Source organism: Paraburkholderia sp. C35 (assembly GCF_003121405.1).
In the GTDB taxonomy this organism is placed as follows: domain Bacteria; phylum Pseudomonadota; class Gammaproteobacteria; order Burkholderiales; family Burkholderiaceae; genus Paraburkholderia.
Genome location: NZ_QBUY01000001.1, coordinates 169,215 through 193,354, shown reverse-complemented (window position 1 = coordinate 193,354; position 24,140 = coordinate 169,215). Strand labels below are relative to the sequence as shown.

Genomic DNA, 24,140 nt, shown 5'->3' with positions numbered 1-24,140 from the left:
CGACGGTGCAAATTGTTCGTGCGAATTCCCCGCGTGGCGCGTGAGCAAGCGTCAATCTGTTCATCGCAAAAGAACAATCAGGCTGGATTATGTTACCGATAACAAATCGGAGCGTAGCTTTCCGTCGTTTCAGATGTTATCGGTAACGAAATTAGCACGTTGTACCCGGAAGAGGCAAGCCAGGGGAATCGGTGAGCTGCTTCTCGCAGCCTATACTGTCGTGGCGCGCGAAAGCGCGTAGCTTCGTCTGTATCTTCCGAAGTGCGCGCTGCGTTCGCGCGTGATACCATCAATGGATGTTACCGATAACAATGCGCGGATAAGCCTTTGCGCGGTTGGCCGGATGCACGCCGAGCCGGCACCCGATATCTGCACAAGAGACGAATTGCGCCCGTTGATCTTTCGACGGGCCATGAAACAGGAGTACAGCATGACCCCATCCAATGCACGCCGCCTGCGCAGTCAGGAATGGTTCGACGACCCATCGCACGCAGACATGACCGCGCTCTATGTCGAGCGTTTCATGAACTATGGGCTCACGCGTGAAGAACTGCAGTCGGGGCGCCCGATCATCGGCATTGCGCAGACGGGCAGCGATCTCGCGCCGTGCAATCGGCATCACATCGAACTGGCCGAACGCACGAAGGCGGGCATTCGCGACGCGGGCGGCATTCCGATGGAATTTCCCGTGCATCCGCTGGCCGAGCAGAGCCGCCGTCCCACGGCTGCACTCGATCGCAATCTTGCGTATCTCGGCCTTGTCGAAATCCTGCATGGTTTTCCGCTCGACGGCGTGGTGCTCACCACCGGTTGTGACAAGACCACGCCCGCTTGCCTGATGGCAGCCGCGACAGTCGATCTGCCCGCCATTGTTCTTTCTGGCGGCCCGATGCTCGACGGCTGGCATCAGGGCAAGCGCGTCGGCTCGGGCACGGTCATCTGGCATGCGCGTAATCTGCTGGCGACGGGCGAGATTGATTACGAGGGATTCATGGAGCTGACCACGGCCTCGTCGCCGTCCATCGGTCACTGCAATACGATGGGCACGGCGCTGTCGATGAACAGCCTTGCGGAAGCACTCGGGATGTCCCTGCCGGGCTGTGCGAGCATCCCCGCGGCGTACCGTGAGCGCGGCCAGATGGCGTACGCGACAGGCAAGCGCATCGTGGACCTCGTGCGCGACGACGTGCGGCCGTCGCACATCATGACCAAAGAGGCGTTCGAGAACGCCATCGTGGTGGCCTCTGCATTGGGTGCATCGAGCAACTGTCCGCCGCATCTGATTGCGATTGCGCGGCACATCGGCGTCGAGTTGAGCCTCGATGACTGGCAACGGGTAGGCGAGCAGGTGCCGCTTATCGTCAACTGCATGCCTGCGGGCGAGTATCTTGGCGAGAGCTTCCACCGCGCTGGCGGCGTGCCAGGCGTGATGCGTGAACTCGACAAGGCAGCAATGGTGCATCGTGACTGTCTGACGGTGTCGGGGCGGACCATGGGTGAGATTGCGGACAGCACGGCCGAGCCTGATCGCGAGGTGATCAGGACGACCGCTGAGCCGCTCAAACACGGGGCGGGATTCATTGTGCTGTCGGGCAATTTCTTCGACAGCGCCATCATGAAGATGTCGGTGGTGGGTGACGCGTTCCGCCAGACGTATCTGAGTGAGCCGGGCGCAGAGAATACCTTCGAGGCGCGCGCTATCGTGTTCGATGGCCCGGAGGATTACCACGCGCGCATCAACGATCCGGCGCTCAACATCGACCAGCATTGCATTCTGGTGATTCGCGGCGCCGGCACGGTCGGATACCCCGGCAGCGCGGAAGTCGTCAACATGGCGCCGCCGGCAGAACTGGTGCGTCAGGGCATCACCTCGCTGCCGACGCTTGGGGACGGACGCCAGAGCGGCACGTCCGCGAGTCCGTCGATTTTGAACATGTCGCCGGAAGCAGCCGTTGGCGGCGGCCTCGCGCTGCTGCAAACGGGCGACCGGATTCGTGTCGATCTGAATGCCCGCAAGGTCAACGTGCTGGTGGATGAACAGGAACTGGCGCGTCGGCGTGAAAGCGTAAGCTTCACGATTCCCGAGGCACAGACGCCGTGGCAGGAGCTTTATCGCAAGACAGTTGGACAACTCTCGACGGGCGGTTGCCTCGAGCCTGCTACGCTTTATCTGAAAGTCATCGAGGAGCGCGGCAATCCGCGCCATTCCCACTAACCGGCCCGATCAGGAGACAACCAATGACTGCCATTCCCTCTGACAATTTCCTTCCGAACGATCTCCAGCAGGCGCTGCTCGTCGGCCGCGTGTGGCGTAAGTTCAGCACGCACGCCGGTGAGATCGAAGGACCGTGTGTGGTGCTGGTGCGAGGCGGCCAGGTGCTGGATATCACAGCAAGCGTGCCGACGACGGCTGACCTGTTCGAGCGTGAGGATCTCATCGCGTTCGCGCGCACTGTGTCAGGCGAATCGCTGGGCTCGGTGGAAGCGCTGATCGAAGCCACCTTGCGCGCTGGCCCGGCGGATGCGCCGCGGCTGCTCGCACCCAATGACGTGCAGGCCATCAAGGCATGCGGCGTGACATTCGCTGTCAGCCTGATTGAGCGCGTCATCGAGGAGCAGGCGGGCGGCGATCCTGCCAAAGCGCAGGAAGTGCGCGCCACCATCGCCGCGACGATCGGCACCGACCTGTCGAAGATCCGGCCAGGCTCCGAAGCGGCGATGAAGCTCAAGGCTGAACTCGAGCGGCGCGGCGCGTGGTCGCAGTACATGGAAGTGGGCATCGGGCCGGACGCGGAGGTTTTCTCGAAGTCGCAACCGATGTCGGCTGTCGGCCTCGGAGCAGACATCGGTTTGCTGGCGGCATCGACCTGGAACAATCCGGAGCCGGAAATCGTGCTCGCCGTCAATAGCCGCGGGGAAATCGTTGGCGCGACATTGGGTAACGACGTCAACCTGCGTGATATCGAAGGCCGCTCGGCGCTGCTGCTCGGCAAATGCAAGGACAACAACGCGTCGTGCTCGATCGGACCGTTCATCCGCCTCTTTGACGACACGTTCAGTCTCGATACCGTGCGCACTACCAGTGTGAGCCTGCGCGTAGAAGGGGCTGACGACGATTTCGTGCTCGACGGCGTGAGCCACATGAGCGAGATCAGCCGCGATCCGCTGGATCTCGTGTCGCAGACGTGGGGGCGTCATCATCAGTATCCCGACGGCTTCATGCTGTTCCTCGGTACGATGTTTTCGCCAATCAAGGATCGCGATACGCCGGGCGGTGGTTTTACCCATCATCTCGGCGACACGGTCACCATCTCGGCGCGCGAACTGGGTGCGCTCGTGAATACCGTCCGGTTGAGCACAGAGGTGACCCCCTGGACGTTCGGCGTGCGCGCGCTGTACCGGAATCTGGCGCAACGCGGCCTGATTCAGGCGAACTGATTGTTGGGCACGAGCGAGGGCAAGGGCGAGAGCGCGCGAAACAGACTCATTGCAGGAATGTTGCCAAGGGTCTCATTACGAACCCGCGGCACGCATCGCCCGATACTCTCGCCGCACGATATCCATCAGTTCCGTCACGGAAGTCAATGCGCTCTTCTGCTCGTACGTCACACGGCCGCGCTGCATCAACATGATGCGATCGGCGATATCAAGCGTCTGCGCGTAGTTGTGCATGATCATGATGATGGACAGGCCGCCCTTTTCCTTCAGACGCATCAACAGATCGATGATGAGACCCGCCTCGCGTGCGCCCATCGCCGCGAGCGGCTCGTCGAGCAGCAGGATCTTCGCATTGGAGTGCACGGCGCGTGCGACGGCGATAGCCTGACGCTGTCCGCCCGAAAGCCGTTCGACGGGTAATTCCACCGAAGGCACGTGGACGCCGATATCGTCGAGACATTGCGCCGCGCGCTCGCGCATCTTCTTGTGATCGAGCAGCTTGAACGGTCCGCGTCGCACGATCTCGCGGTTCAGGAACATGTTGTGATAAATGCTCAGCGAGTTCGCCAGCGCGAGATCCTGATACACGCATTCGATGCCGAGCGACCGCGCATGATCGACGGAGCGCAGCAGCGTCTCCTGGCCGTCGATAAAGAGCTTGCCGCCCGTTTGCTGGTGATAGCCCGTCAGAATCTTGACGAGTGTCGATTTACCCGCGCCGTTATCGCCGAGTATGCCGAGGATTTCGCCCTTGCCGAGCGAGAGCGATACGCCGTCGAGCGCGGTCACCGCGCCGAAACGTTTGACGAGGCCCTCGCCGCGCACGGCGCGCGGGGCATCGCGCGTCGTGCCGGGTGGGGCGCTCGCGCCGGGAAAGGCCGTCTGAGGTTCGTCCATTAGCGTCCTGCCTTGCGGCGAATCCGCCCGACGTGGATGTTGAAGATCATCGCCGCCAGAATCGCAGCGCCGAGGATGATGTTGAACGTGAACGCGTTGATGCCGATGAGCGTAAAGCCGTCGTTGAGAATACCGAGCACCGCTGCGCCGATCAGCCCGCCGACGATCGTGCCCGAGCCGCCCGTGAGCGGCGTGCCGCCGATCACCGCGGCCGCCACCGCAAGGAACATGATCTGGTTGCCACCCGCCTGCGGATCGATCGAGGTAATGCGGAACGCTTCGAGAATGCCTGTCAGACCCGCGAGCACCGCGGCGAGGATGAAATTGCCGAGACGCAGTCTGTTCACATGTATGCCGGCCTCGCTCGCGCCAATCGGATTCGCGCCCGCCGCCTGGGTATGCAGGCCCCAGCGGGTATGCCGCAGCAATACATGCATCAGGAAGGCGACCGCCACGGTCCAGATGATCTCGCTGTAGCCCCAAGCGCCCATGATCGCGGAAAATGCGGGCGATCCTGGCGTGGGCGCAGGCGTGCCGCGCGAAACCGTGAGCGTAATGCCGTTGATGAGAAACAGCGTACCGAGTGTGGTGACGAAGGAGGGCAGCCGCAGCCATACCGTCACGGCGCCATTGACGAAGCCTATGATCGCCGCGGCGACGAGCCCCGCGATCACGGCGAGCCACATCGGCGCGCCCGCGTCATTCGCGAACACCATCATGAACGGCGCGAACGCGAACACCATACCGGCCGACAGATCGATGTCGCCGCCTATCATCAACATGATTTCGCCGAACGCAATGATCGCAACGGGCGCGATGAACTGCGACAGGTTGACGAGGCTTGCGTTCGTCAGCAGGAAATCGTGGTTGGCGAATTCGAAATAGGCAGCCAGCAGCACGGCCACCAGCAGGATGCGCAATTCGGCCGCCCAGTGCGACGCGAATGTGCTGCCCGCGCGCCGGGGCGCACGGGCCGCCTTGACCTTGCTGCTCTCGTTCGCTGTATTCATCACGATCGGATTGCGCCGGACATCGGAACGATTTGCGGCTTGGTGGTCTTGCCTTCATAACGCGTCGACGTATTCAGATAGGGGTCGACGGTTTCTTTGGTGACGAATTTCAGGCCGGTGTTGATATCGGCTGGTCCCACCAGTCCGCCTGACGCGAGGAACACGAACGCCTCCATCACCGTATAGAAACCCTGCACGTACGGTTGCTGGTCGATCGTGAAGTCGAGGAAGCCATCCTTGATGAGCTGGATCGTGGTCGGCAGCAGATCGAAGCCGCCGCCGTGCACGCCCTTCGACGGCAGGCCGGATTCCTTCATCACCTGCGCGACACCTTGCGTGCTGCCTGCATCGACGGCGAACATGCCTTTCAGGTCCTGATGGCCCAGATAGAACGACTTGATCTTCGAGAGCTCCTCGTTGACCGTTGCACCCGTCGCCACTGTCTGGATGTCGATCTTCTTGCCGGACTTCTTGATGGCGTCGCTCGCACCGTCCAGGCGAGGCTGGATGTTGAGTTGCCCCGGCGTCGCGATGAACAGCGCGACCATGCCGCTGTCGATCAGGCTCACGATACGCTCGCCCATCTGATAGCCGGACAGATACAGGTCCTGGCCGATGTAGGCGAGGCGCGGATTTTTCTTGCCGCGCGGCGCGTCGGCGTTATAGGCGAAAACCGGGATGCCCGCATCGAGAGCGGCCTGAATAGGCTTGTCGAAGGCGCCCGGATCGACGATCGGCACGGCGATCGCATCGGCTTTGGCGGCAATCGCGGAGTTCCCTGCCCGAACCATTTCGCCGGCGTCCGAAGTCGCGGAGCCCGTCCATTGATAATCCATGCCGAGCAGCGAACAGGCGTCCTGAATCCCATATTGTGTGGGCACGAAGAACGGATTGGTCGTAACGTGATTGACGAAGACGATCTTCCACTTCTTGTGCGCCGGGAAAGCCGTCTCGGCGGCCTGCGCGGCGCCGATCAATCCGCCCGCGCCGCCTAGCGCGCCCATCAGCGAAAGCGCCGCGCCCAGGCCAGCGCCCTGCATCAGCCCTCGTCGCACTGTGTTCAAGCCTGTGCGGTCCTGTTCCTGGTCGTCCTCGCGTTGCTGTGCCATGTCTTCCTCCGGTTTCATTCTTCGTTGGTCGATTGGGTCGACGTTGCGTCGATCGCGTGCGGATGTTCGGCGGCACCGGGACTGCGCGGCAGTGTTGGACTTCGGTGTGAAGACGCGCTTGAACGATTTGCAACCACTTAACGTGCGCCGACGATACCGAAAAAATGGTAGTGCAACGGGGTGACGCCCTCTAATCCATGTATACCCGTAACTAGTAAGACTATTTCATTACGACTTGATGTGGCCGGCGGCACGACACGGGGTGACGCACCGCCGATATCGCGCGTGTCTGCGCTAATCGTCACGTGGGTATCCTTGCGAGAACGTCTTGTCGGTATAGATGCCCTCCGTTGTCACCAGCCCGAAGCCGCCTTCGGCAAAGCGCCGGTAGTAGTCGAACATGGTCTGCGTCGGATCAGATTGAATGCGGTGAAGCAATGGCCGCTCATCGTCGACGGTGCCTTGATACGCAAACGTGTGGACGCCTGCGTCACCACGACCAGTGTCGAAGCGGCACGCACGGCGGCCGTGCAAGGTCTGAGGCTGGCCCAGTTGACCTACTGGGATGTATTCAGGCAGTTGGCCGATCAATCGCTTGTGGAGATCGAATTGCAGGACGCGGCGATGGAGGATCTGTCCGTATGGGCCGTCATGCCGAGTCGACGCTATGTTCCCAACCGGGTGAACGTCTTCCTGGCTGCACTTCAAAATCAGATTGCCGAACTTGGCCGAAACCTTGGCAAAGAAGCTCGATGATCTGCCACAACCCGCCGTTCCGCGAGAAAGGAACCGGGCCGTCGGTTTGGTTGCATTACTCCGAAACCCGACTGTTTGTCCTGATGCGACGACGCAATTCGACCCCGCCCAGAGTTGAAACCGCGAGTGAGCCAGGCAAATCCGGCATCCTCCCCGGTGCGGTCGACGGCGCCCGCGTTCGGAAGTTGCCAGTCGTTGGTACGTGCCTCATTGGCCTAAAGCCCGCGAGCCGCCCTTCGCAATGACAGCGGCGCTGTTCCATAGGTCCGGGTAAACACTTCGCGGAGATGACGTCCATCACGGAATCCGACTTCTCGCGCAATCGTCTCAAGCGAATGACGGCCACGCTCGACCATGTTTCTCGCCGCTTCGAGGCGGAGTCGTTCGATTGCCCTGGCCGGAGATTCGCCCGTCTCGGCAAGAAAAATGCGTCCGAATTGCCGGGTACTGAGGTGCGCAGCCTTTGCCAGATCGTCGACGCGCAAGGGCTTGGACAGATTGACGCGAGCGTATTCCAACGCCATTTGAATTCTGTCCGACTTGGGTGCGAGCGCAAGCATTTCCGAATGCTGCGATTGTCCGCCGGACCGTCTGTGGTGCATGACCAGCGCGCGTGCTACCGAGGTTGCGAAGTCAGAGCCGTGATCTTTTTCGACAAGGCCGAGTGCGAGATCCATCGCAGCCGTTAATCCCGCCGATGTCCATATCGCACCGTCGACGATAAAAATCCGATCGGCTTCAATCTGCGCGAGTGGACAGCGTGCCTGCAAGGCGTCCGCATACGCCCAATGCGTGGTTGCGCGTCTTCCGTCGAGAAGTCCGGCTTCACCAAGTACAAAAGCACCCGTGCAAAGTCCCGCTGTGCGCCTCGAGCGTGCGAATGCATCACCGATGAATTTCAGTTCTTCGGCCGACGTGATGCGATTGGTTGGATCGGCGACGCCGCTGATCATCCACGTGTCTTCTGCCGTTTCCGCGCTCACTGCTTTTGTTATGACGGAAACACCCAGTGACGAGTGCGTTTCTCCGCCAGCGAGCGAATAGTTCGTCACGCGATAAATCGGCTCACGCGCCACGATGTTTGCGATTTCGAACACTGTCTGGGTTCCGATGGCCATCACCTGAAAACCATCCGTCAAGAAATAACCAATCCGATGCATTACTTTTCACCAGTCGCTATGTCCGAAAAACTGATTATAAATGTCGTTGAAAAACAAGGTGCGTGGGACGGATCATAAGCTTATCGAATCATGTCAAAGCTCTGCTTCCAATCAGCAAGTCGTTAAAAAGGAATATGTGCCTGTGTTTGACATTTTTTAGCGGGCACCGATCGATAAGGATTTTGACTAATCACATGCTGTCATTTTGAACGCATTTCAAACGCTACCCTGTCTGTGAAAAAGCAAACCCCGACTCCGCCACCCACAGATTCATTATCAAACGATGACGATATTGTCGAGCGTGCGCTGCTGCGTTTGCTGTTTCCCGGAAAGTTGCAAGCCCTGCCGCCTGTCGAAACGTCGTACAGCAAAAAAATGCGGCGCGCGAGTGTCGCAGCCGGACAAAAAAATCACGACGCTGAATGGATCCCTCTGCCAGCCCGCATTTTCGTGCATGAAATCCTGTCCGCGCATACGGTCAGTGTCAGCTGGAGCGATTCGCAAACTGGGCACTACGCGGAACAGATCTGGCGCCTAGGCCTCGCACGCAATGATGGCTACTGCGCGCTTTCCGGTCTGCCTATCGTTGAAGGAAATGACGTATTCCGTCCTCGACGCAGTGCGACAGGTGTTCCAGCAAACTGGAGTCGTATGATCCTTGCGTCAGCCGTGCCGATCGAGCGGCAATTTGCTGTGCGTGAAACGGATCATGCGATATGAAAGCGCCAAGGCCGTAGCGGCGGTTTCACGCTCACGTCATGATTGAAGCGAGCTACCACAGGTTCCCGGTTTCGCCTTCGCCCCAACCGACGCTTGCGAGATTCTGAGGCTGAGAGTCGCCAGCGCGAGAAACAGCAGCGAGCTGCCGATCACACCGGCGAATCCAAGGACCGGATAGATCCATCCTGCGACGGCCGAGCCTAAGCCAATTCCACAGAACACGAACGATGCCGTCAACGCCAGCGCGACGCCGCGCCATTGCGGCACGAGTTCGACGATGCGCCGCTGCTGCGAAGGCCACAGCAGATCGGTCGCGAACGCCCACGCCGTGAGTGCGACGAAGAGCCACCGTACGCTCGGCGCCGAGAACCACAGAAACGCGAGGTCGGCCGCAAGCAGCGCGAGTCCAGCAAGCAACATCGTTTCCGCGCGATAGCGCCGTGCTGCGCGCGTCACGAACAGATTGCCTGCGACGCCCGCAACGCCCAGCACCACAAGCGATGTCGATACCGTCCCAGGCCCCGCATGAAATACATCGCGGATGATGGGCGCGATGAACGAATAGGTCGAATAGACGCCCGCTGCAATAAAGAACACGACGAGGAATGCGCTGAGCGTGTCGACGCGTGTCAACAGCGCGGTGACCGTCGAGAGCTTGATGTGTTCGCCTTCGCTGGAATCGGGCACCTGCCATGCGATGAGTGCTGCCGTCGCGGCGCTAGCGACGCCCACGGCCACAAACAGGGTCCGCGCGCCCCACGCATGCGCGATCCACGCCGACAGCGGCATACCGACAAGGCCCGCGACGCTCAGTCCGAGCAGCACGACGGCGATGGCGCTGCCCTGGTGCTCACGATCGGTGAGACTTGATCCAAGTGCGCCCAGCACGGGGCCGATGAATGCCGCACCGAGCCCCATCAGCACGCGCGAAAGCAGCAGCACAGGATAATTCGGCGCGGCAGCGAACAGCAGCGCCGCCGCGCTGAAGACAGCCAACCCGAGCAATACCTGGCGACGCCGTCGCAAGTGTCCGAAGCCGACTTGCAGCAACGGCGCAGCAAAGGCGAACGTGACGCCGAATACGGAGAGCAGGTAGGCGCTTTGCGCATCGGCAAGCCCCCATTGACGCGAGATGGCATCGAGACTGCCGACGACGGACAGCGCGCCCGTCGCTTGCACGAAGTACGCGAGGCTGAGGGTACGAAGTGCGCGTTGGGTCGGCGCGGAAAAGGGCGTGGTCATGAGTGGTTCCAGAATTCAGGCGCGCTGCAATCAGACACCGAGCGCGTACCGGATGGCATCCGCTGCGAGGCGAAGTGCGCCCGCAGCGAAGATCAGCCAGCCGAGCGTTCGACGCAGCGCAAGTGGCTGCGCGTTCACAGGTTCGCGAGCAGCGTGTAGCTGGCCGCTTTTGTGACATCGGCATGGGGATTCGAGATCGCGTTCTCCATCACGCCGACAACCTTTCCGCCGCTCACCAGCGCGGGCGCATCGTGGCTCGGCAGCAGGAAGCGACTGGTGGCGAGAGCACGCTTGATCGCGCGCTTTTCGTCGAGTGTCGACATCGCGCGGTTCGCCGTGATGGTCGGCTCGTGCGACGCCTGATCGAGAATTGGGTCGATCAGTTGATCCTTCACGTTGTACGCAATGTCGCCGCTGATATTCGCGATACCTTCGTCGGTTTCGACCAGTACGGACAGCGAGCCCGGCGTGTGTCCGCCCGAGAGCCGCACGGCAACGCCAGGAATCACTTCTTCCTCGTACGTGCCGTCGATGTCATACAGCCGCAACGCGCCGCGTGTGTACAGGCGGTCGATCAGATGTTTGGTGGCGGCGGCGGTGTACATCCCCGGTCCCATGATCCCGGACGCGGCAAATTCGAGTTCGCGCCGTGTGATGCCGACCGTGGTCGTCATCGGAAAGCGGTCGGTCATGCCGACGTGATCGATATGCGCGTGCGTATGCACGATGTGCCGGATGTCGCGCATCGTCAGCTCGTGCTGAGCGAGGTGATACTCGATCGCCATCTCGGGCGTGACCTCGTACGGCATGCCGAACTCGGCGTATTGCTCGACGTTGCGTGAACCCGTGTCGACCAGCACCGGATGTTTGCCGCCCGTAATCAGGAATCCGAGCACGGGAATCGTCACCTGCTTGCCGGGTTCGCGAAACAGGACGAGGCCGCTCGAATCGAGCGATATGTTGCCGAAATTGATGGGGTGGACTTTCAGTGCCATGACTGCTCTCCGCTGGAAACGCTATTTATTGAACCGACCAGTTCATTATGTGTGGCGTAACGCGGTGCAGCAAATGAAAAAAACCAATCGGTTCAGAATAGTCGATCTATGGCCGGCGACCGACGTGATTCGAAACCCGGAGAGTTACAGAAGGCGCACGGCCTGCATGAAAGCGCCGACGGGATCGCTGTCGGCCAGTGCGGGCAGATTGCGTTCGATGCAATAACCCGAAAAGAACACCGTCACGATAGTGGCGATGGTGTCGGCGGGGAGCCGGTGAGGCTCTGCCTCGATGTTCTCTACAAGTTGCGGTATCAGCCGATGGTGATACGCGCCGACGACATCGCGCACGCGCGCCGACAGCGACGGGAATTCGCGGATCGCGCTAACGGAAAAGCAGCCCACGCAGCCGTCGTCTTGTGGATCGCCTAGCCGCAGGAATCGCTCGATGTTCCCGTAGCCCTTGGGTTCGGCAGTGAGGATCTGCAATGCGCCACGATGCTCGTAGTAATAGACGAGCGATTGCAGGAACAGGTCTTCCTTGTCTTCGAACTCGGAATACAGCCCGGACTTGTTCACGCCTGTCGCCTGTTCAAGTTGCTGCAGCGAAGTGCCGGCGAAGCCATATTTCCAGAAGAGCGGAAGCGTCTTCTGCAATACGCCTTCGCGGCTGAATTTCTTGGGTCTGCCCATTACCGTCACATCGCAGAGAGAACTGTGTAGCTATTTTAAACCGAACGGTTTGAAACTGCACAGTGTCTCGGCGAAGTGAACGGGAAGGGATCACGAGCGTCAGGCGACGGGGATCGGGCTATCATGCAGCGACAGGTTGAACTGGTCGACGAATGCGTGCTCGTTTGGCCCCGCGTTGTCGCGCAACGGCTGCGCGACGCTGACGATCACTTCCGTGGTGGCTGTGGCCAGCTTGTCCATCGTCTCGGCGATGAACGCATCCAGTGGCATGGCACGCGGATCGCCGCTCTTGTGGACGAGATCCGTGTCGACCCAGGGCGGTGCGATTTCGAGCACGCGCACGCTGGTGTCACGCAGCATGAATCGCTGCGACATCGAGTACGAATGCAATGCCGCCTTCGTCGCCGAGTAGAGTGCGGTGGAAGCCAGTGGCACGTAAGCGAGCACCGAACTGTTGTTGATGATGTACGACTCGGGCTGTTGCTTCAGATGCCCGACGAGTGCAGCGCTCAGCCGTACGGGCCCGAGCAGGTTCGTGTCGATCAGGTGGACGGCCTGCGCGTCATCCAGTACGCCGCCGGCATTGTCGAACGGCATGATGCCGGCGTTGTTGATGAGGACGTTGAGTGCTGGATACTTCGCGATCAGCTGCTGCGCGACCTGCTGGATCTGTGCGCCGTCGGCGATGTCGAGTTCGATTGTGTCGATGCCCGGATTCGCCTTTGCGACCTCGTCGAGCAGCGCCTTGCGGCGTCCCGCGACGATGACCGTGTTGCCGCGCTTGTGAAACGCTTCGGCCAGCGAACGGCCGATGCCCGACGTACCGCCCGTGATGAAGATCGTGTTACCCGTGAGTTTCATGAGTGCTGCTCCAGTGACGATGAAGTGCGAGCGTGTTCAGCGGGAGGCCGCATAGCGCGGTGCGGGCGTATTGGTCGACAGCAGGTTCGACATCGCGCGCCGCGCGCCCTCGAAGTCGTCCCACTTGCCGGCGTCGTGCAGTGACGGGATCGTTACGAGTTCGCCGCGGTCGAACCCGACCAGTGCGGCATCGACGAGGTTGTCGGCAGACATCACGATTGCCTTGTCCAGGTTGTCGAGCGGAAGGCCGCCCGTCTGCCAGAAATCGGTGGCCGTCGCACCAGGCAGGACGGCCTGGACCTGGATGCCCTTGCTGGCCAGCTCGTGATGCAGCGACTGGCTGAACGCGAGCACGAACGCCTTGCTGCCGCCATACACGCCGTTGAGCGCTTCCGGTGCGATTGCGACGATCGACGAGATGTTGATGACGGCGCCCTTGCCACGCGACAAAAAGCCCGGCACGGCGGCATAGGTGAGACGCGTCAGTGCCGTCACGTTAAGATCGATCATGCGCGACATGGCATCGACGTCGCTATCCGCGAGCGAAGTGTGCGTACCGACGCCTGCATTGTTGACCAGCAGCGTGATGGTTGCATCTTCCTTGAGCTTCGCTTCGACGCTCGCCAGGCCCGCCTTGTCGCCGAGATCGGCGTCAAGGATCTCGACGCTGCGCTGCGTAGCTGTGGTAATGCGGTTGGCGAGCGCGGCGAGGCGTTCGCGGCTGCGCGCCACCAGCACGAGGTCGTAGCCGCGCCGTGCGAGACGGTCGGCATAGATAGCGCCGATGCCTGACGAAGCGCCCGTGATCAGCGCTGTGCCCAGATGTGTTTGCGTCATGCTCGCTCCGGATCGGAAAATGGTGTGAGCGAATTGTGGAACAGGCAGCGTTGGGCGCAAACGACGTAGAAGGGTGTGTTTTAGGACATTCTGCAAATCATTGACTATGGACATTCGCTACGTGCAGAGTTTCGTCGCAGTGGTTGAGAGCGGCTCAATTGCCGAAGCCGCGCGGCGCCTTGGTTTAACTGCAACGGCGGTTGCAGCACGGATCCGGTCTCTGGAGGAGACGCTGGGTGCGCCGCTCATCCAGCGCTCGGGCCGATACGTCAGGCCCACTGCCGAGGGCATGAAGGTTCTGGACAGCGCGCAGGCGCTCCTGCGAGCCATGCGGGACATGCAGGCGATCGCCCAGGACGGTCAAACCCAGATTGGCGAACTGAGAGTCGGTGTTTTCGTCTCGGCCATGGTCAGCGTGTTGCCTTCGGTGCTTCAGCGCGTGTATGCGGACTATCCCGATGTGAAGCTCTTCGTGGAACCGGGTAGTTCCGTCGAACTTTGCAGGAAGGTGGCGTCGAGCGAACTGGATGTCGCGATCGTCGTGGAGCCGCAGTTTGCGATGCCGAAGACCTGTGAGTGGCAACCGCTCACAGAAGAGCCGCTTGTTGTCGTGGCGCATGAATCGATGGCGGGACGGGATGCTCACGAGGTCCTGCAAAGCGAACCATTCATTCGCTACGCACGTTCGGTTCTCGGCGGTCAACTCGCGGACCGATACCTTCGTGATCACAACATCCACACGCGGTCGCGACTGGAGATTGATGGCCTGCTTGCCATTGCGACGCTCGTGGACAAGGGACTTGGCGTTTCACTCCTGCCAGACTGGCCGTCGATGTGGACGAGTGGTCTGGCGATTACCCGCATACCGCTGCCTGAACGCGCGCCCGTTCGCCGCATTGGCCTGATCATGGCGCGTCACACTCCGCGTTTTGCGCTGGTCGAGGTCTTTGCTCGCGAGGCGGTTGGCCTGTTCAATCGTCCGCACGGCGATCTCGGCGCGTGACCGTTCCGCTGCGTCAAATCGCAGGCAGATCTGCCGATGATTTCGTTACTGTTGTCATGCAAGAAAGCCCCGCGAGAGCGGGGCCAACATGCAACAGCCAGAGGGGAACTAGCGATACAACGCGCTCAATCCGGCTTCGTCTTTGCGTCGTTCTGCAGGCTTGCCGCACGCAGAAAGTCGAAGTCGACACCCTCGTCGGCTTGCGTGACGGTTTGCAGGAATAGCTTGCGATAGCCGCGCTCAGCGGTGGGTCGTTCGACGGGCATTTCCGCCGCGCGCTTCTGCATGTCTTCATCGGAAACCAGCAGGGCGATCTCGCGGCGAGAGACGCTCAGGCGAATGCGGTCACCGTTGCGCACGTAGGCGAGCGGCCCGCCGACGGCAGCTTCAGGAGTCACATGCAGCACAACGGTTCCAAACGCAGTACCACTCATGCGCCCATCTGAAATGCGCACCATGTCTTTAACTCCCGCCCGCGCGAGCTTTCGTGGGATCGGGATATAACCGGCTTCGGGCATACCGGGCGCACCGACCGGGCCGATGTTCTTCAGAACCAGAACATCGTCTGCGTTGACATCGAGCGCTTCATCGTCGATCCGGTTGATCAGGTCTTCGACATTCTCGAACACCACCGCCCGGCCCTCATGTTCCATCAACGCGGGATCGGCGGCAGACTGCTTGATGATGGCTCCGCCTGGCGCAAGGTTTCCACGGAGCACGGCAAGGCCGCCTTGTGGATAGATCGGGGCTGCGAACGGGCGAACTACATCCTGCCTGAAGCCCTCGCCCCTTGCCTCGATTTCTTCGCCAAGCGTGCGGCCCGTCACGGTCAGCGCATCCAGATGCAGCAGAGGCTTCAACTCACGAAGCAAGGTCACAACGCCTCCGGCTTTGTGGAAGTCCTCCATGTAGTGCTGACCGGTTGGTTTGAGGTCGAGCAGCACTGGCGTTTCCTTGCCCATGCGGTCGAGCGTGTCCAGCTCGATCTTGTGGCCCAGACGGCCAGCGACAGCCGCCAGATGAACGATCGCGTTCGTTGATCCACCAATCGCCAACAGCACGCGCATCGCGTTTTCGAAGGCCTTTGGCGTGAGAATCCTGTCGATGGTCAGACGTTCGCTTGCGATCTTGACGGCAATCGTTCCCGTCTGTTCGGCAACCCGGATGCGGTCAGATGTGACGGCAGGCGGCGTCGCGCCACCCGGCACCGTCATGCCCAGCGCTTCGGCGATGCACGCCATCGTGCTGGCGGTGCCCATCACCGAGCACGTTCCCACGCTCGCGACCAGCTGGTTGTTCACATCCGCGATCTCTTCCTGATCGATCTCGTTCGCGCGGAACTTTCCCCAATACCGCCGGCAGTCAGTACAGGCTCCGACCCGTTCGCTACGATGCGATCCCGTCAGCATCGAGCCGGTGACAAGCTGAATGGCCGGAATGCCAGCGGACGCTGCGCCCATCAATTGAGCCGGTACTGTCTTGTCGCAGCCGCCGATCAGCACCACGGCGTCCATCGGTTGCGCGCGAATCATCTCTTCGGTGTCCATCGACATCAGATTGCGCAGATACATCGACGTCGGCGACGAGAAGCTTTCGTGGATCGAGATAGTGGGAAAGTCCACGGGCAAGCCACCCGCAAGCATCACGCCTCGTTTTACGGCCTCGACCAGTTGCGGCATGTTGCCGTGGCAGGCATTGAATCCGCTGCCCGTGTTCACGATGCCGATGACGGTACGATCCAGCGCCTGGTCCGTATAGCCAGCGCCTTTGATGAATGCCTTGCGCAGGAACAGCGAAAACCCCTGATCGCCGTATGACGTCAATCCACGCTTCATGCCCGTTGCTTCGACGGGTTTCTGGGGAGCATCTTTCTTGTCAGCCATGACTTTCTCCAAATTAAACGGCGCTCGCGATCAGGCGACGGCGCGTACGACGATCTTGCTACGCATGCAATCTGCAGCATGCCAGACGAGGAGGGTCGGAGAAGTGCTTCATTGACGGCTCATCAAATCAGTTATCTCACGACATTTCCCGAGTGTCATCGGTTGACGACGCGGGCGGGAAGAAAAACCAGAATCAGGATCGCAGAAAGGGTCAAACATCCAGCGACGAGGTAAAGGCCGGACGTGAGCGAATGCGTCTCGGTCTTGAGCGATCCCATCACGGAAGGACTGACGAAGCCAGCAAGATTGCCTGTCGAATTGATCACAGCAATGCCGGCCGCCGCGCCCGTGCCGCCGAGAAAGGAGGTAGGAAGCGCCCAAAACATAGGTAGCGCAGAGATAATGCCGGCGGCAGCGAGGCACAAGCCGAGCATCGATGGAACCAGTCGACTGCCACTGAGCGCGCAGATGCAAAATCCAAGCGCGGCCACGAGAGCTGGCGCGCTCACGTGCCATCTGCGTTCCCTGGTTTGATCTGCATGGCGACCCACCATGATCATGGAAACAAGCGCACAGGTATAAGGAACGACTGTGAGCAGGCCGACGATAAACGGATCATTGACGCCGGCGCTTTTGATGATCGTCGGTTGCCAGAAACCGAGTGCATACGATCCCATGATAATGCCGAACAGGATGACGCAAAGCAGCCAGACCCATTTTGACGTAAAAGCGGCCTTGACTGATCCATGTGTGCGCTTTGCCGTGTCGCCGTTTATTTCATGCGCTATGTGCGACTTCTCCTGATCGCTGAGCCACTTTGCATCCTGCACCCGATCGTCAAGAAAGACATAGACGACGATTCCGAGGACGATGGCCGGCACGGCTTCAATGATAAAAAGCCACTGCCAGCCTGCATATCCAGCCGTGCCACTGAATGCGTGCATGATGTAACCGGACAGCGGTCCGCCAATCATGCCCGACACAGGGTTACCCGCTGTGAGTACGGCCATCATCTTCCCTCGGCGATGAGATGGAAACCAGTAAGTGAGGTACAGGATCATGCCGGGATAGAAGCCCGCTTCGGCGACACCGAGAAGGAATCGCACGACATAGAACGTCGCGGGTGTGGTGACCCAGGCAGTCACGAGCGACAGGACCGCCCATGTCACCATGATGCGCGCGATCCAACGGCGAGCGCCGAGGCGGTGCAACAGCAGGTTGCTGGGAATCTCGAAGAAAAAATAGCCCACGAAAAAGAGGCCAGCGCCGAGTCCGTAGACAGCGTCGCTGAAATGCAGATCGTTGAGCATCTGCAGTTTTGCGAATCCCACGTTGACGCGGTCAAGGTAGGCGACGACGTAACAGACGAACAGCAATGGCATAAAGCGCCATGCTGCCCGCCTGAAAATCGCATCGGCGGTCGCACGTTCAGCGTCCACCGGCAAGGCGGAATGTGAGGACATCAGTTGTCTCCTTTCATGAGTCGACTCGTGCCATTCGGCGTCGGGACGATCGCGTGCCGCCTCTCGTTTCTGGAGGCGTTTCGGTGGAACGGGCAGGGCGGTGTCGCCGGGTGGTCAAGCAACGGTGCTCGTTGTCGACGCTGTGAATATTGCTGGAGGCGGGAAGACGGAAAAAGGCGGGATCGGGAGGTTGAGAACGAAAAAATATTTTGGTTTGCGCTTCACACGGGGCGTGTGTTTTTATGATTCTTTGCCCGTCATGGGCAAGCTCATGTTGGCATTGCGCGCTCTTTCGCTCACGGCTTCCACAACGCGAACTCGCCCTCTGCAAGCTCACGCTTGAGAAAATCGATGCAGACGCGCACCTTGGCCGACTGCGCCGCGCGTGCGGCCGACATTGCCCACACGTCGGCCGGTTGCTCCCACGCCGGCAGTACGCGTTCAAGCGTACCGTCGGCAAGCGCCTGTGCCACATAGGACCGCCCGACCATCACGATGCCGTGTCCGTCGTGAGCCCAGCCAAGCACGACGTCACTGTGGTTCGACGCGAGCGTTCCGTTGACCTTCACCGTGCTCCAGCCGCCCGGCCCGAGCAGACGCCACACGCCGAACGGTTCATCGCGCTCGCGAAAGACGAGGCATTCGTGCTGCGCAAGATCCTCAACACTCTTCGGGCGCCCGCGTGTGTCGAGATAGCCAGGCGCTGCACACAGCACACGAGGGCTGACCGCAATGTGATGCGCAATCAGCCCAGGCTCCTGCAGCGCGCCAACACGGATGTCGAGATCAAATCCCTCTTCGACGAGGTTCACGCGGCGATCGACGAGTTCCAGCCAGATTTCGAGCTCCGGATAGCGTTTCTTCATCAACGAGACGATAGGCGTGATGTGACTGCGTCCGAGGCGCTGGCTGGAACTGATGCGCAGCGATCCCTTGGGATTTACCCGCAGGCTGGACAGGTCGTCGCGCATCGAGTCGACATCCTGGAGAATCGCGCGCGCCCAGCGGTGCACCGTTTCGCCATCGGTCGTGAGGGATACGCGGCGTGTCGTGCGGTGCAGCAGCTTCACCCCGAGGTTCTTTTCCAGCAAGGCGATGCGCTTGCTGACGTGAGTCTGCGAACTGCCGAACTCGTGCGCGGCGGCGACGAAACTCAATCGGCGCGCGACTTCACAGAAAAGCCGTAGATCGCCGAGCATCGGTTCATTAAGCATGATCTGGTGATTATGGTGTGCAGAATCGGATAATAATAGTTCAGATTGGTGATAGTAATCTCCGGTCATGCTTTGAATACGGAGACAGGCATGATCAACGGCAATACCGGGCTCATTGCCCACATCGGCTATCCGACCCACGCATTCAAGTCGCCGATGATTTACAACCCCTATTTCGAGCACGCCGGCGTGAATGCGGTAGTCGTGCCGATGGGATGCAAACCCGAGCATTACCCCGCCTTCCTGCAGTCAGTCTTCTCGCTCGAGAACATCTGCGGCGCGCTCGTCACGATGCCTCACAAGGTGACGACCGTCGGCTTGCTCGACGACGCGACGGCGACCGTGAAAATCGCCGGCTCCTGTAACGCAGTGCGGCGCGCGAAGGACGGGCGGCTCGTCGGCGACATGTTCGACGGCGAAGGCTTCGTGCGCGGTGTGCGGCGCAAGGGCGGCCAGCTCGAAGGCGCGCGGGTGCTTGTGGTGGGTTGCGGCGGTGTGGGATCGGCGATAGCCGCATCGTTGGCTGCGGCTGGCGTGGCATGGCTCGCTCTGTTCGACGCGCGAGCCGAATCCGCGCATGGGCTGAAAGCGCGTCTCACGACGCATTACCCGAGGCTCGAAGTCACGACGGGCAGCAATGACCCGGCCGGCTATGACCTCGTCGTCAACGCGACGCCGATGGGCATGAACGACGGCGACCCATTGCCCATCGATGTCACGCGCATCGCGCCAGACACCTTTGTCGGCGAAGTCGTGATGAAGACGGAAATGACGGCGTTCCTCAAGGCGGTGCAGGCACGCGGCTGCCGTTATCAGGTCGGCTCGGACATGCTGTTCGAGCAGATTCCCGCTTACCTCGAATTCTTCGGCTTTCCGACCACCACGCCTGACGTGCTGCGCTCGGTTGCGAAGCTGAGCTACTGAGCCAACCTGAATATCAAGGAACAGACATGACGACGACACCCCAATTCGGCTGGTGCGGCCCGCTGCAGAACGCTACGTTGATGAAAGAGGCCGGCCTCGATTACATCGAGGCGCAGCTTGTGCCAATGAAACTCGAAGACGACGCAGCCTTCGATGATGCGAAGGCACGCATCCGTGATCTGCCATTGCCTGCGCTCGCGTTCAGTTATCTGTTTCCGCACGATGCGCGCATTGTCGGTCCTGAGAAAGATGAAACACGAAATCGCGCCTACTTCGACCGTGTGGTGGCACTGCTGACGCTGGCACGAGCACGCATCGTCGTGCTCGGTAGCGGCTGGACGCGGAACATCCCTGAAGGATGGACTCAGGCGCGTGCCGAAGACGAATTCCTGACGACGCTCGCATGGTGCGCCGACGCCTTGCGGGGCAGCGGCACGACACTCGTGATCGAGCCGTTGAATCGCAAGGAATCGAATCTGGTCAACAGCGTGGCCGATGGTGCGCGCCTCGCGAAAGCGTTGAACCGGCCCGAGGTGCGTGGTCTCGCGGACTTCTATCACATGGATGAAGAAGCCGAGCCGCTTGACGAGCTACGTGAGCATGGCAACTGGCTCGCGCACATTCATCTGGCTGACACAGGGCGGCTCAATCCAGGCACAGGTTCCTACGATTACGCGACGTTCTTCGCGCATCTCAAGTCGTGCGGCTATCAGGGTCTGCTGAGTGCCGAATGTGGTCTCAAAGGAGAGCCGCTCGCCTCGATGCGCGAGAGCGCGGCGTTCCTGCGCGACGCGTGGAGCGCCGCATAGCCCACGTTGATTGAACGGGTCGATACAGACCTGACACGGGTCCGCGACACGCGGGCCGACCTCATCGGAGGAGACAAACATGAATATCGCCATCAATGGCAAGACGGCTGCCGACCGCGCCGTCGACAAATCGACACAACGCCTGATTCCCTTTCTGCTGCTGATGTACGTGCTCGCATTTCTGGACCGGGCAAATGTCGGGTTCGCGAAACAGGCACTGCATGACGTGGTCGGCATTTCCGATGCGGCGTTTGCATTTGGCGCCAGCGTCTTTTTCATTGCGTATGTGCTGCTCGAAATCCCCAGCAACCTCGCGATGTACAAGGTGGGCGCGCGCGCCTGGATGTGCCGGATCATGGTGACGTGGGGACTCGTGTCGGCATCGCCGATGTTCGTGCAAGGATCGACGAGCTTCTACACGGTGCGCTTCATTCTGGGTGCCTGCGAAGCGGGCTTCTTTCCCGGCGTGATCCTGTATCTGACTTACTGGTTTCCGGATCGCACCCGCGCAAAGGTCATGGGTCTTTTCTACTTCGGCGCGCCGCTTGCATTCATGTTCGGTTCGCCGCTGTCCGGGTATCTGCTGCATTTCGACGGCGTGTTCGGACTGCACGGCTATCAGTGGATGTTCATGCTGGAGGGACTCGCGGCAACTGCAGTCGGCGTGTGGGCATTCTTTTATCTCGACGACAGTCCCGCTGACGCCCGCTGGCTTGATATCGAAGAGAAGAGCGAACTCTTCACCGTGCTTCAGGCGGAGCAGTCTGCAAAGATGTCCCATGGACCCCATAGCCTGGGCTCAGCGCTCACCGATCGCACCGTGCTGTACTTTGGCCTGATTTTCTTTCTCATCCAGATGGGCGTGTCGGTGGTGGTGTTCTATCTGCCGACCTTCGTCGGCAAACTGCTCGGCACGGGTCCGAATGCAATCGTGGGCTTCGTCGTTGCGATTCCGTGGACGTGCGCGCTCATCGCGACCTTTATCGTTCCGCGGTGGGCGGCACGTCGAAACAGGCTGGCGTTCTTTGGCAGTGCAAGTTTGCTGGTGGCCGCGATCGCGATGTTCATTTCGGCAGGCGCTTCGCCGCTACTTTCAATGATCGCGCTGTGTCTCGCGGTGGCGGGCCTATGGGCAGTCCAGCCGATATTCTGGTCGATGCTGACGAACTACCTCGGCGGGATGGCAGCCGTCTCTGGCGTCGCGATGGTGAACACGATCGGCAACATTGGCAACTTCGTTTCACCGAACGTGAAGACGTGGGCCGACGCGAACTTCGCTTCCAGCGTGGCCGGGCTGATTCTGTTGAGCGGCGTCGTGGTGCTGGCAGCACTGCTCTTTGTCGGCGCGCGGCGTTCGTCACAACCGGCTGTTGCGAGACCCGTCCAGACGTGAAGTCCATCTAGCGACCGCGTCCGGAATCCGACACGTTCACGACGGCGCTTACGCTACCGTTTCCGTGCAACAGAAAGCGTGGTCTCAGCGGTCGGGTTAGCGCTTAGGCTTCCGACCGCCCGACGACAACACCTGACTGACGCGATCAGCCGCTGGCATCGGAGTCGAGAGCACAAGCGAAGTCGTAATCGTGCCGAAGCTGCCAATCCTGTCGATAACCGCCTCCAGCTCCGCACTCGAGCGGGTCAACACGTGAAGAACGTAGCTATCTTCTCCCGTGACCCGCATGACCTCCACCACGTTTGGCGTTTCGCGAAACGTTTTCAGCAGACTGGTGCCTCGCTCCGCGTAAGCCCCGATGCGGATGATGGCATTGATCGGAAAACCCAGCCGCGTCCAGTCCACTTCAGCGCGATAACCCTTGATCACGCCGCGCTCCTTCAGACGCCGGACACGCTCCGCACACGCGGGCGCAGTCAGGCCGACTTCGGCCGCAAGTGACTTGTAGGGCGCCCTGCCGTCGCGCAGAAGCATCTGCACCAGCTTCAGGTCAATTGCATCGAGAAAGTTTCGATCCGCGCTTTCCATGGAAATAAAAGGTAGATGACGTTCTGACTTTCGATTCTAAAGCGAACAACACCTCGATATAAAGCAAACTTGCTCCATCCCCGACTTCATATGGAGCGTTCGATGAGTAACGTGATGACAGCAGGCTTCGCCTTCGTCGAATTTGTCTGCCGCGATCCCGGCGCGCTGGTTGCCCTGTTCGCCAGGCTTGGATTCAGGGTGCTGGGGCAGCATGCGCACAGTGGGGCAATCCTCTTGCGCCAGGGCGACGCTGTCCTGCTCGTGAATCCTGCGCCGAATCCGTTTCGGGACGTGCACGGGACCTCTGCGCGCGCGATCGCCATCAGGGTCGACGACGCTGAGCATGCCTTGGCGCAGGCGTTGAAGGGCGGCGCCCGCCAGGCCACACCCGCCGGGTTCGGTGCATTCGCCGTCGACGTCCCTGCAATCGTAGGCATTGGCGACAGCCTCGTCTATTTCGTCGATCACGACATCGCGCCTGTGTTTTCGACGCCGTATCGGCCGGGGCAAGTTGCGGAAGTCGCGGACGCGGCCATCCTGGCAATCGACCACACCTCGAATATCGTCAAGCCAGAGAACCTCGATTACTGGGCCGACTTCTACAAAGACACCTTCGCCTTCGTCCAGAAGCAGTATCTGGACGTGAAAGGCAGGCAGACAGGAATGCGGGCCCGCTCGATGGTGAGCCCGTGCGGAAAGGTGTCGATCCCGATTGCAGCCGCCGCGCACGACCAGCCCGGCGTGCTCAACCAGAACGACGAATTCATCCGCGACTACGGCGGCGAGGGCATCCAGCACATTGCCTTCCTGTCGTCGAACATCGAGCAGACCATCGCGGTGATGGACGCGGCGGGAATCGGCTTCATGGATCCTCCGCCGAGTGCTTACTACCGGAACCTGGATGCGCGGGTTCCCGGGCATGGCCAGAACCTCGACAACATGGAACGCCAGGGCCTTCTCGTCGATGGCAAGCGCGACGGCAGGATTCTGCTGCAACGCTTCACACGTCGCCAGATCGGCCCGATCTTCTTCGAAATCATCGAGCGGCGCGGCGAGGACGGGTTTGGCGAAGGCAACTTCAAGGCGCTCTTCGAATCGCAGGAACAGGATCAGGTTCGGCGCGGGTCATTGGACGCTTCATAGGC

At 60.6% G+C, this 24,140-nt stretch carries 22 protein-coding genes; 9 read left to right on the top strand and 13 right to left on the bottom strand.

All coding sequences use genetic code 11. The features are described 5' to 3' along the window. Positions 1–430 precede the first annotated feature (430 nt). Both DK391_RS00870 and DK391_RS00865 read left to right on the top strand, forming a co-directional pair. The gene (locus DK391_RS00870; RefSeq protein ID WP_109476087.1) at positions 431–2,215 is read left to right on the top strand and encodes an IlvD/Edd family dehydratase; all 1,785 of its coding nucleotides are present in this window, start codon (positions 431–433) and stop codon (positions 2,213–2,215) included. A gap of 23 nt (positions 2,216–2,238) precedes the next feature. Next, positions 2,239–3,438: a fumarylacetoacetate hydrolase family protein gene (locus DK391_RS00865; RefSeq protein ID WP_109476086.1), complete on the top strand. Its 1,200-nt coding sequence runs from the start codon at positions 2,239–2,241 to the stop codon at positions 3,436–3,438. Positions 3,439–3,513: 75 nt separating this feature from the next. Here DK391_RS00865 and DK391_RS00860 read toward each other — a convergent pair whose 3' ends face one another. From DK391_RS00860 to DK391_RS00850, 3 genes are read right to left on the bottom strand one after another with little or no spacing between them, the layout of a single operon-like run. Further along, the gene (locus DK391_RS00860; protein ID WP_109476085.1) at positions 3,514–4,335 is read right to left on the bottom strand and encodes an ATP-binding cassette domain-containing protein; all 822 of its coding nucleotides are present in this window, start codon (positions 4,333–4,335) and stop codon (positions 3,514–3,516) included. After that, a complete protein-coding gene (locus DK391_RS00855; protein ID WP_109476084.1) occupies positions 4,335–5,345 on the bottom strand; it encodes an ABC transporter permease in 1,011 nt (336 codons plus the stop codon). The genes DK391_RS00860 and DK391_RS00855 overlap by 1 nt, the downstream gene beginning before the upstream one ends. After that, a complete protein-coding gene (locus tag DK391_RS00850) occupies positions 5,345–6,454 on the bottom strand; it encodes a sugar ABC transporter substrate-binding protein (RefSeq protein WP_109476083.1) in 1,110 nt (369 codons plus the stop codon). The genes DK391_RS00855 and DK391_RS00850 overlap by 1 nt, the downstream gene beginning before the upstream one ends. Positions 6,455–6,883: 429 nt before the next feature. Here DK391_RS00850 and DK391_RS00845 point away from each other — a divergent pair, with 429 nt between their 5' ends. After that, on the top strand, positions 6,884–7,210 hold the full coding sequence (locus DK391_RS00845; RefSeq protein ID WP_239482655.1) for a LysR substrate-binding domain-containing protein: 327 nt from the start codon (positions 6,884–6,886) through the stop codon (positions 7,208–7,210). A gap of 215 nt (positions 7,211–7,425) precedes the next feature. On the opposite strand, the gene DK391_RS00840 is transcribed toward DK391_RS00845, so the two are convergent. After that, positions 7,426–8,370, bottom strand: a complete 945-nt coding sequence (locus DK391_RS00840; RefSeq protein ID WP_109476082.1) for a helix-turn-helix domain-containing protein — start codon at positions 8,368–8,370, stop codon at positions 7,426–7,428. A 234-nt stretch (positions 8,371–8,604) separates the two neighbouring features. Here DK391_RS00840 and DK391_RS00835 point away from each other — a divergent pair, with 234 nt between their 5' ends. Next, complete coding sequence (locus tag DK391_RS00835; protein ID WP_109476081.1) at positions 8,605–9,090, top strand: DUF3331 domain-containing protein; 486 nt, start codon at positions 8,605–8,607, stop codon at positions 9,088–9,090. Between the two features lie 36 nt (positions 9,091–9,126). On the opposite strand, the gene DK391_RS00830 is transcribed toward DK391_RS00835, so the two are convergent. The 5 genes from DK391_RS00830 to DK391_RS00810 all read right to left on the bottom strand — a co-directional run bounded on the left by DK391_RS00830 (position 9,127) and on the right by DK391_RS00810 (position 13,718). Continuing rightward, positions 9,127–10,332 carry an MFS transporter gene (locus DK391_RS00830; RefSeq protein ID WP_109476080.1) on the bottom strand — a complete coding sequence of 402 codons (1,206 nt, stop codon included), beginning with the start codon at positions 10,330–10,332 and terminating at the stop codon, positions 9,127–9,129. A 134-nt stretch (positions 10,333–10,466) separates the two neighbouring features. After that, positions 10,467–11,327, bottom strand: a complete 861-nt coding sequence (locus DK391_RS00825) for an N-acyl homoserine lactonase family protein (RefSeq protein ID WP_109476079.1) — start codon at positions 11,325–11,327, stop codon at positions 10,467–10,469. Between the two features lie 144 nt (positions 11,328–11,471). Beyond that, on the bottom strand, positions 11,472–12,020 hold the full coding sequence (locus tag DK391_RS00820) for a TetR/AcrR family transcriptional regulator (protein WP_109476078.1): 549 nt from the start codon (positions 12,018–12,020) through the stop codon (positions 11,472–11,474). Between the two features lie 99 nt (positions 12,021–12,119). Beyond that, a complete protein-coding gene (locus DK391_RS00815; protein ID WP_109476077.1) occupies positions 12,120–12,881 on the bottom strand; it encodes an SDR family NAD(P)-dependent oxidoreductase in 762 nt (253 codons plus the stop codon). A gap of 36 nt (positions 12,882–12,917) precedes the next feature. Beyond that, a complete protein-coding gene (locus tag DK391_RS00810) occupies positions 12,918–13,718 on the bottom strand; it encodes an SDR family oxidoreductase (protein WP_109476076.1) in 801 nt (266 codons plus the stop codon). Between the two features lie 106 nt (positions 13,719–13,824). On the opposite strand from DK391_RS00810, the gene DK391_RS00805 reads away from it, so the two are divergent. Further along, on the top strand, positions 13,825–14,721 hold the full coding sequence (locus DK391_RS00805) for a LysR family transcriptional regulator (RefSeq protein ID WP_109476075.1): 897 nt from the start codon (positions 13,825–13,827) through the stop codon (positions 14,719–14,721). A gap of 125 nt (positions 14,722–14,846) precedes the next feature. Here the strand turns inward: DK391_RS00805 and DK391_RS00800 are convergent, their stop codons facing one another. The 3 genes from DK391_RS00800 to DK391_RS00790 all read right to left on the bottom strand — a co-directional run bounded on the left by DK391_RS00800 (position 14,847) and on the right by DK391_RS00790 (position 19,404). Continuing rightward, the gene (locus tag DK391_RS00800) at positions 14,847–16,604 is read right to left on the bottom strand and encodes an IlvD/Edd family dehydratase (RefSeq protein ID WP_109476074.1); all 1,758 of its coding nucleotides are present in this window, start codon (positions 16,602–16,604) and stop codon (positions 14,847–14,849) included. Positions 16,605–16,759: 155 nt separating this feature from the next. After that, positions 16,760–18,067 carry an MFS transporter gene (locus tag DK391_RS00795; RefSeq protein ID WP_109476073.1) on the bottom strand — a complete coding sequence of 436 codons (1,308 nt, stop codon included), beginning with the start codon at positions 18,065–18,067 and terminating at the stop codon, positions 16,760–16,762. A gap of 296 nt (positions 18,068–18,363) precedes the next feature. Further along, positions 18,364–19,404: a LysR family transcriptional regulator gene (locus tag DK391_RS00790; RefSeq protein WP_343225222.1), complete on the bottom strand. Its 1,041-nt coding sequence runs from the start codon at positions 19,402–19,404 to the stop codon at positions 18,364–18,366. Here DK391_RS00790 and DK391_RS00785 point away from each other — a divergent pair. From DK391_RS00785 to DK391_RS00775, 3 genes are all read left to right on the top strand, one after another. Further along, the gene (locus DK391_RS00785) at positions 19,372–20,205 is read left to right on the top strand and encodes a ThiF family adenylyltransferase (RefSeq protein ID WP_109476071.1); all 834 of its coding nucleotides are present in this window, start codon (positions 19,372–19,374) and stop codon (positions 20,203–20,205) included. The two genes, DK391_RS00790 and DK391_RS00785, sit on opposite strands and share 33 nt — an antisense overlap. Positions 20,206–20,231: 26 nt before the next feature. Continuing rightward, positions 20,232–21,014: a sugar phosphate isomerase/epimerase family protein gene (locus DK391_RS00780; protein WP_109476070.1), complete on the top strand. Its 783-nt coding sequence runs from the start codon at positions 20,232–20,234 to the stop codon at positions 21,012–21,014. A gap of 79 nt (positions 21,015–21,093) precedes the next feature. Beyond that, positions 21,094–22,407, top strand: coding sequence for an MFS transporter (locus DK391_RS00775; protein WP_109476069.1), 1,314 nt, complete (start codon positions 21,094–21,096; stop codon positions 22,405–22,407). 96 nt (positions 22,408–22,503) lie between these two features. Here the strand turns inward: DK391_RS00775 and DK391_RS00770 are convergent, their stop codons facing one another. Further along, on the bottom strand, positions 22,504–22,995 hold the full coding sequence (locus tag DK391_RS00770; protein WP_109476068.1) for an Lrp/AsnC family transcriptional regulator: 492 nt from the start codon (positions 22,993–22,995) through the stop codon (positions 22,504–22,506). A gap of 114 nt (positions 22,996–23,109) precedes the next feature. Between DK391_RS00770 and hppD the strand changes: the two genes are divergently transcribed. Continuing rightward, positions 23,110–24,138 carry a 4-hydroxyphenylpyruvate dioxygenase gene (hppD, locus tag DK391_RS00765; RefSeq protein WP_239482647.1) on the top strand — a complete coding sequence of 343 codons (1,029 nt, stop codon included), beginning with the start codon at positions 23,110–23,112 and terminating at the stop codon, positions 24,136–24,138. The last annotated feature ends 2 nt before the right edge of the window (positions 24,139–24,140 follow it).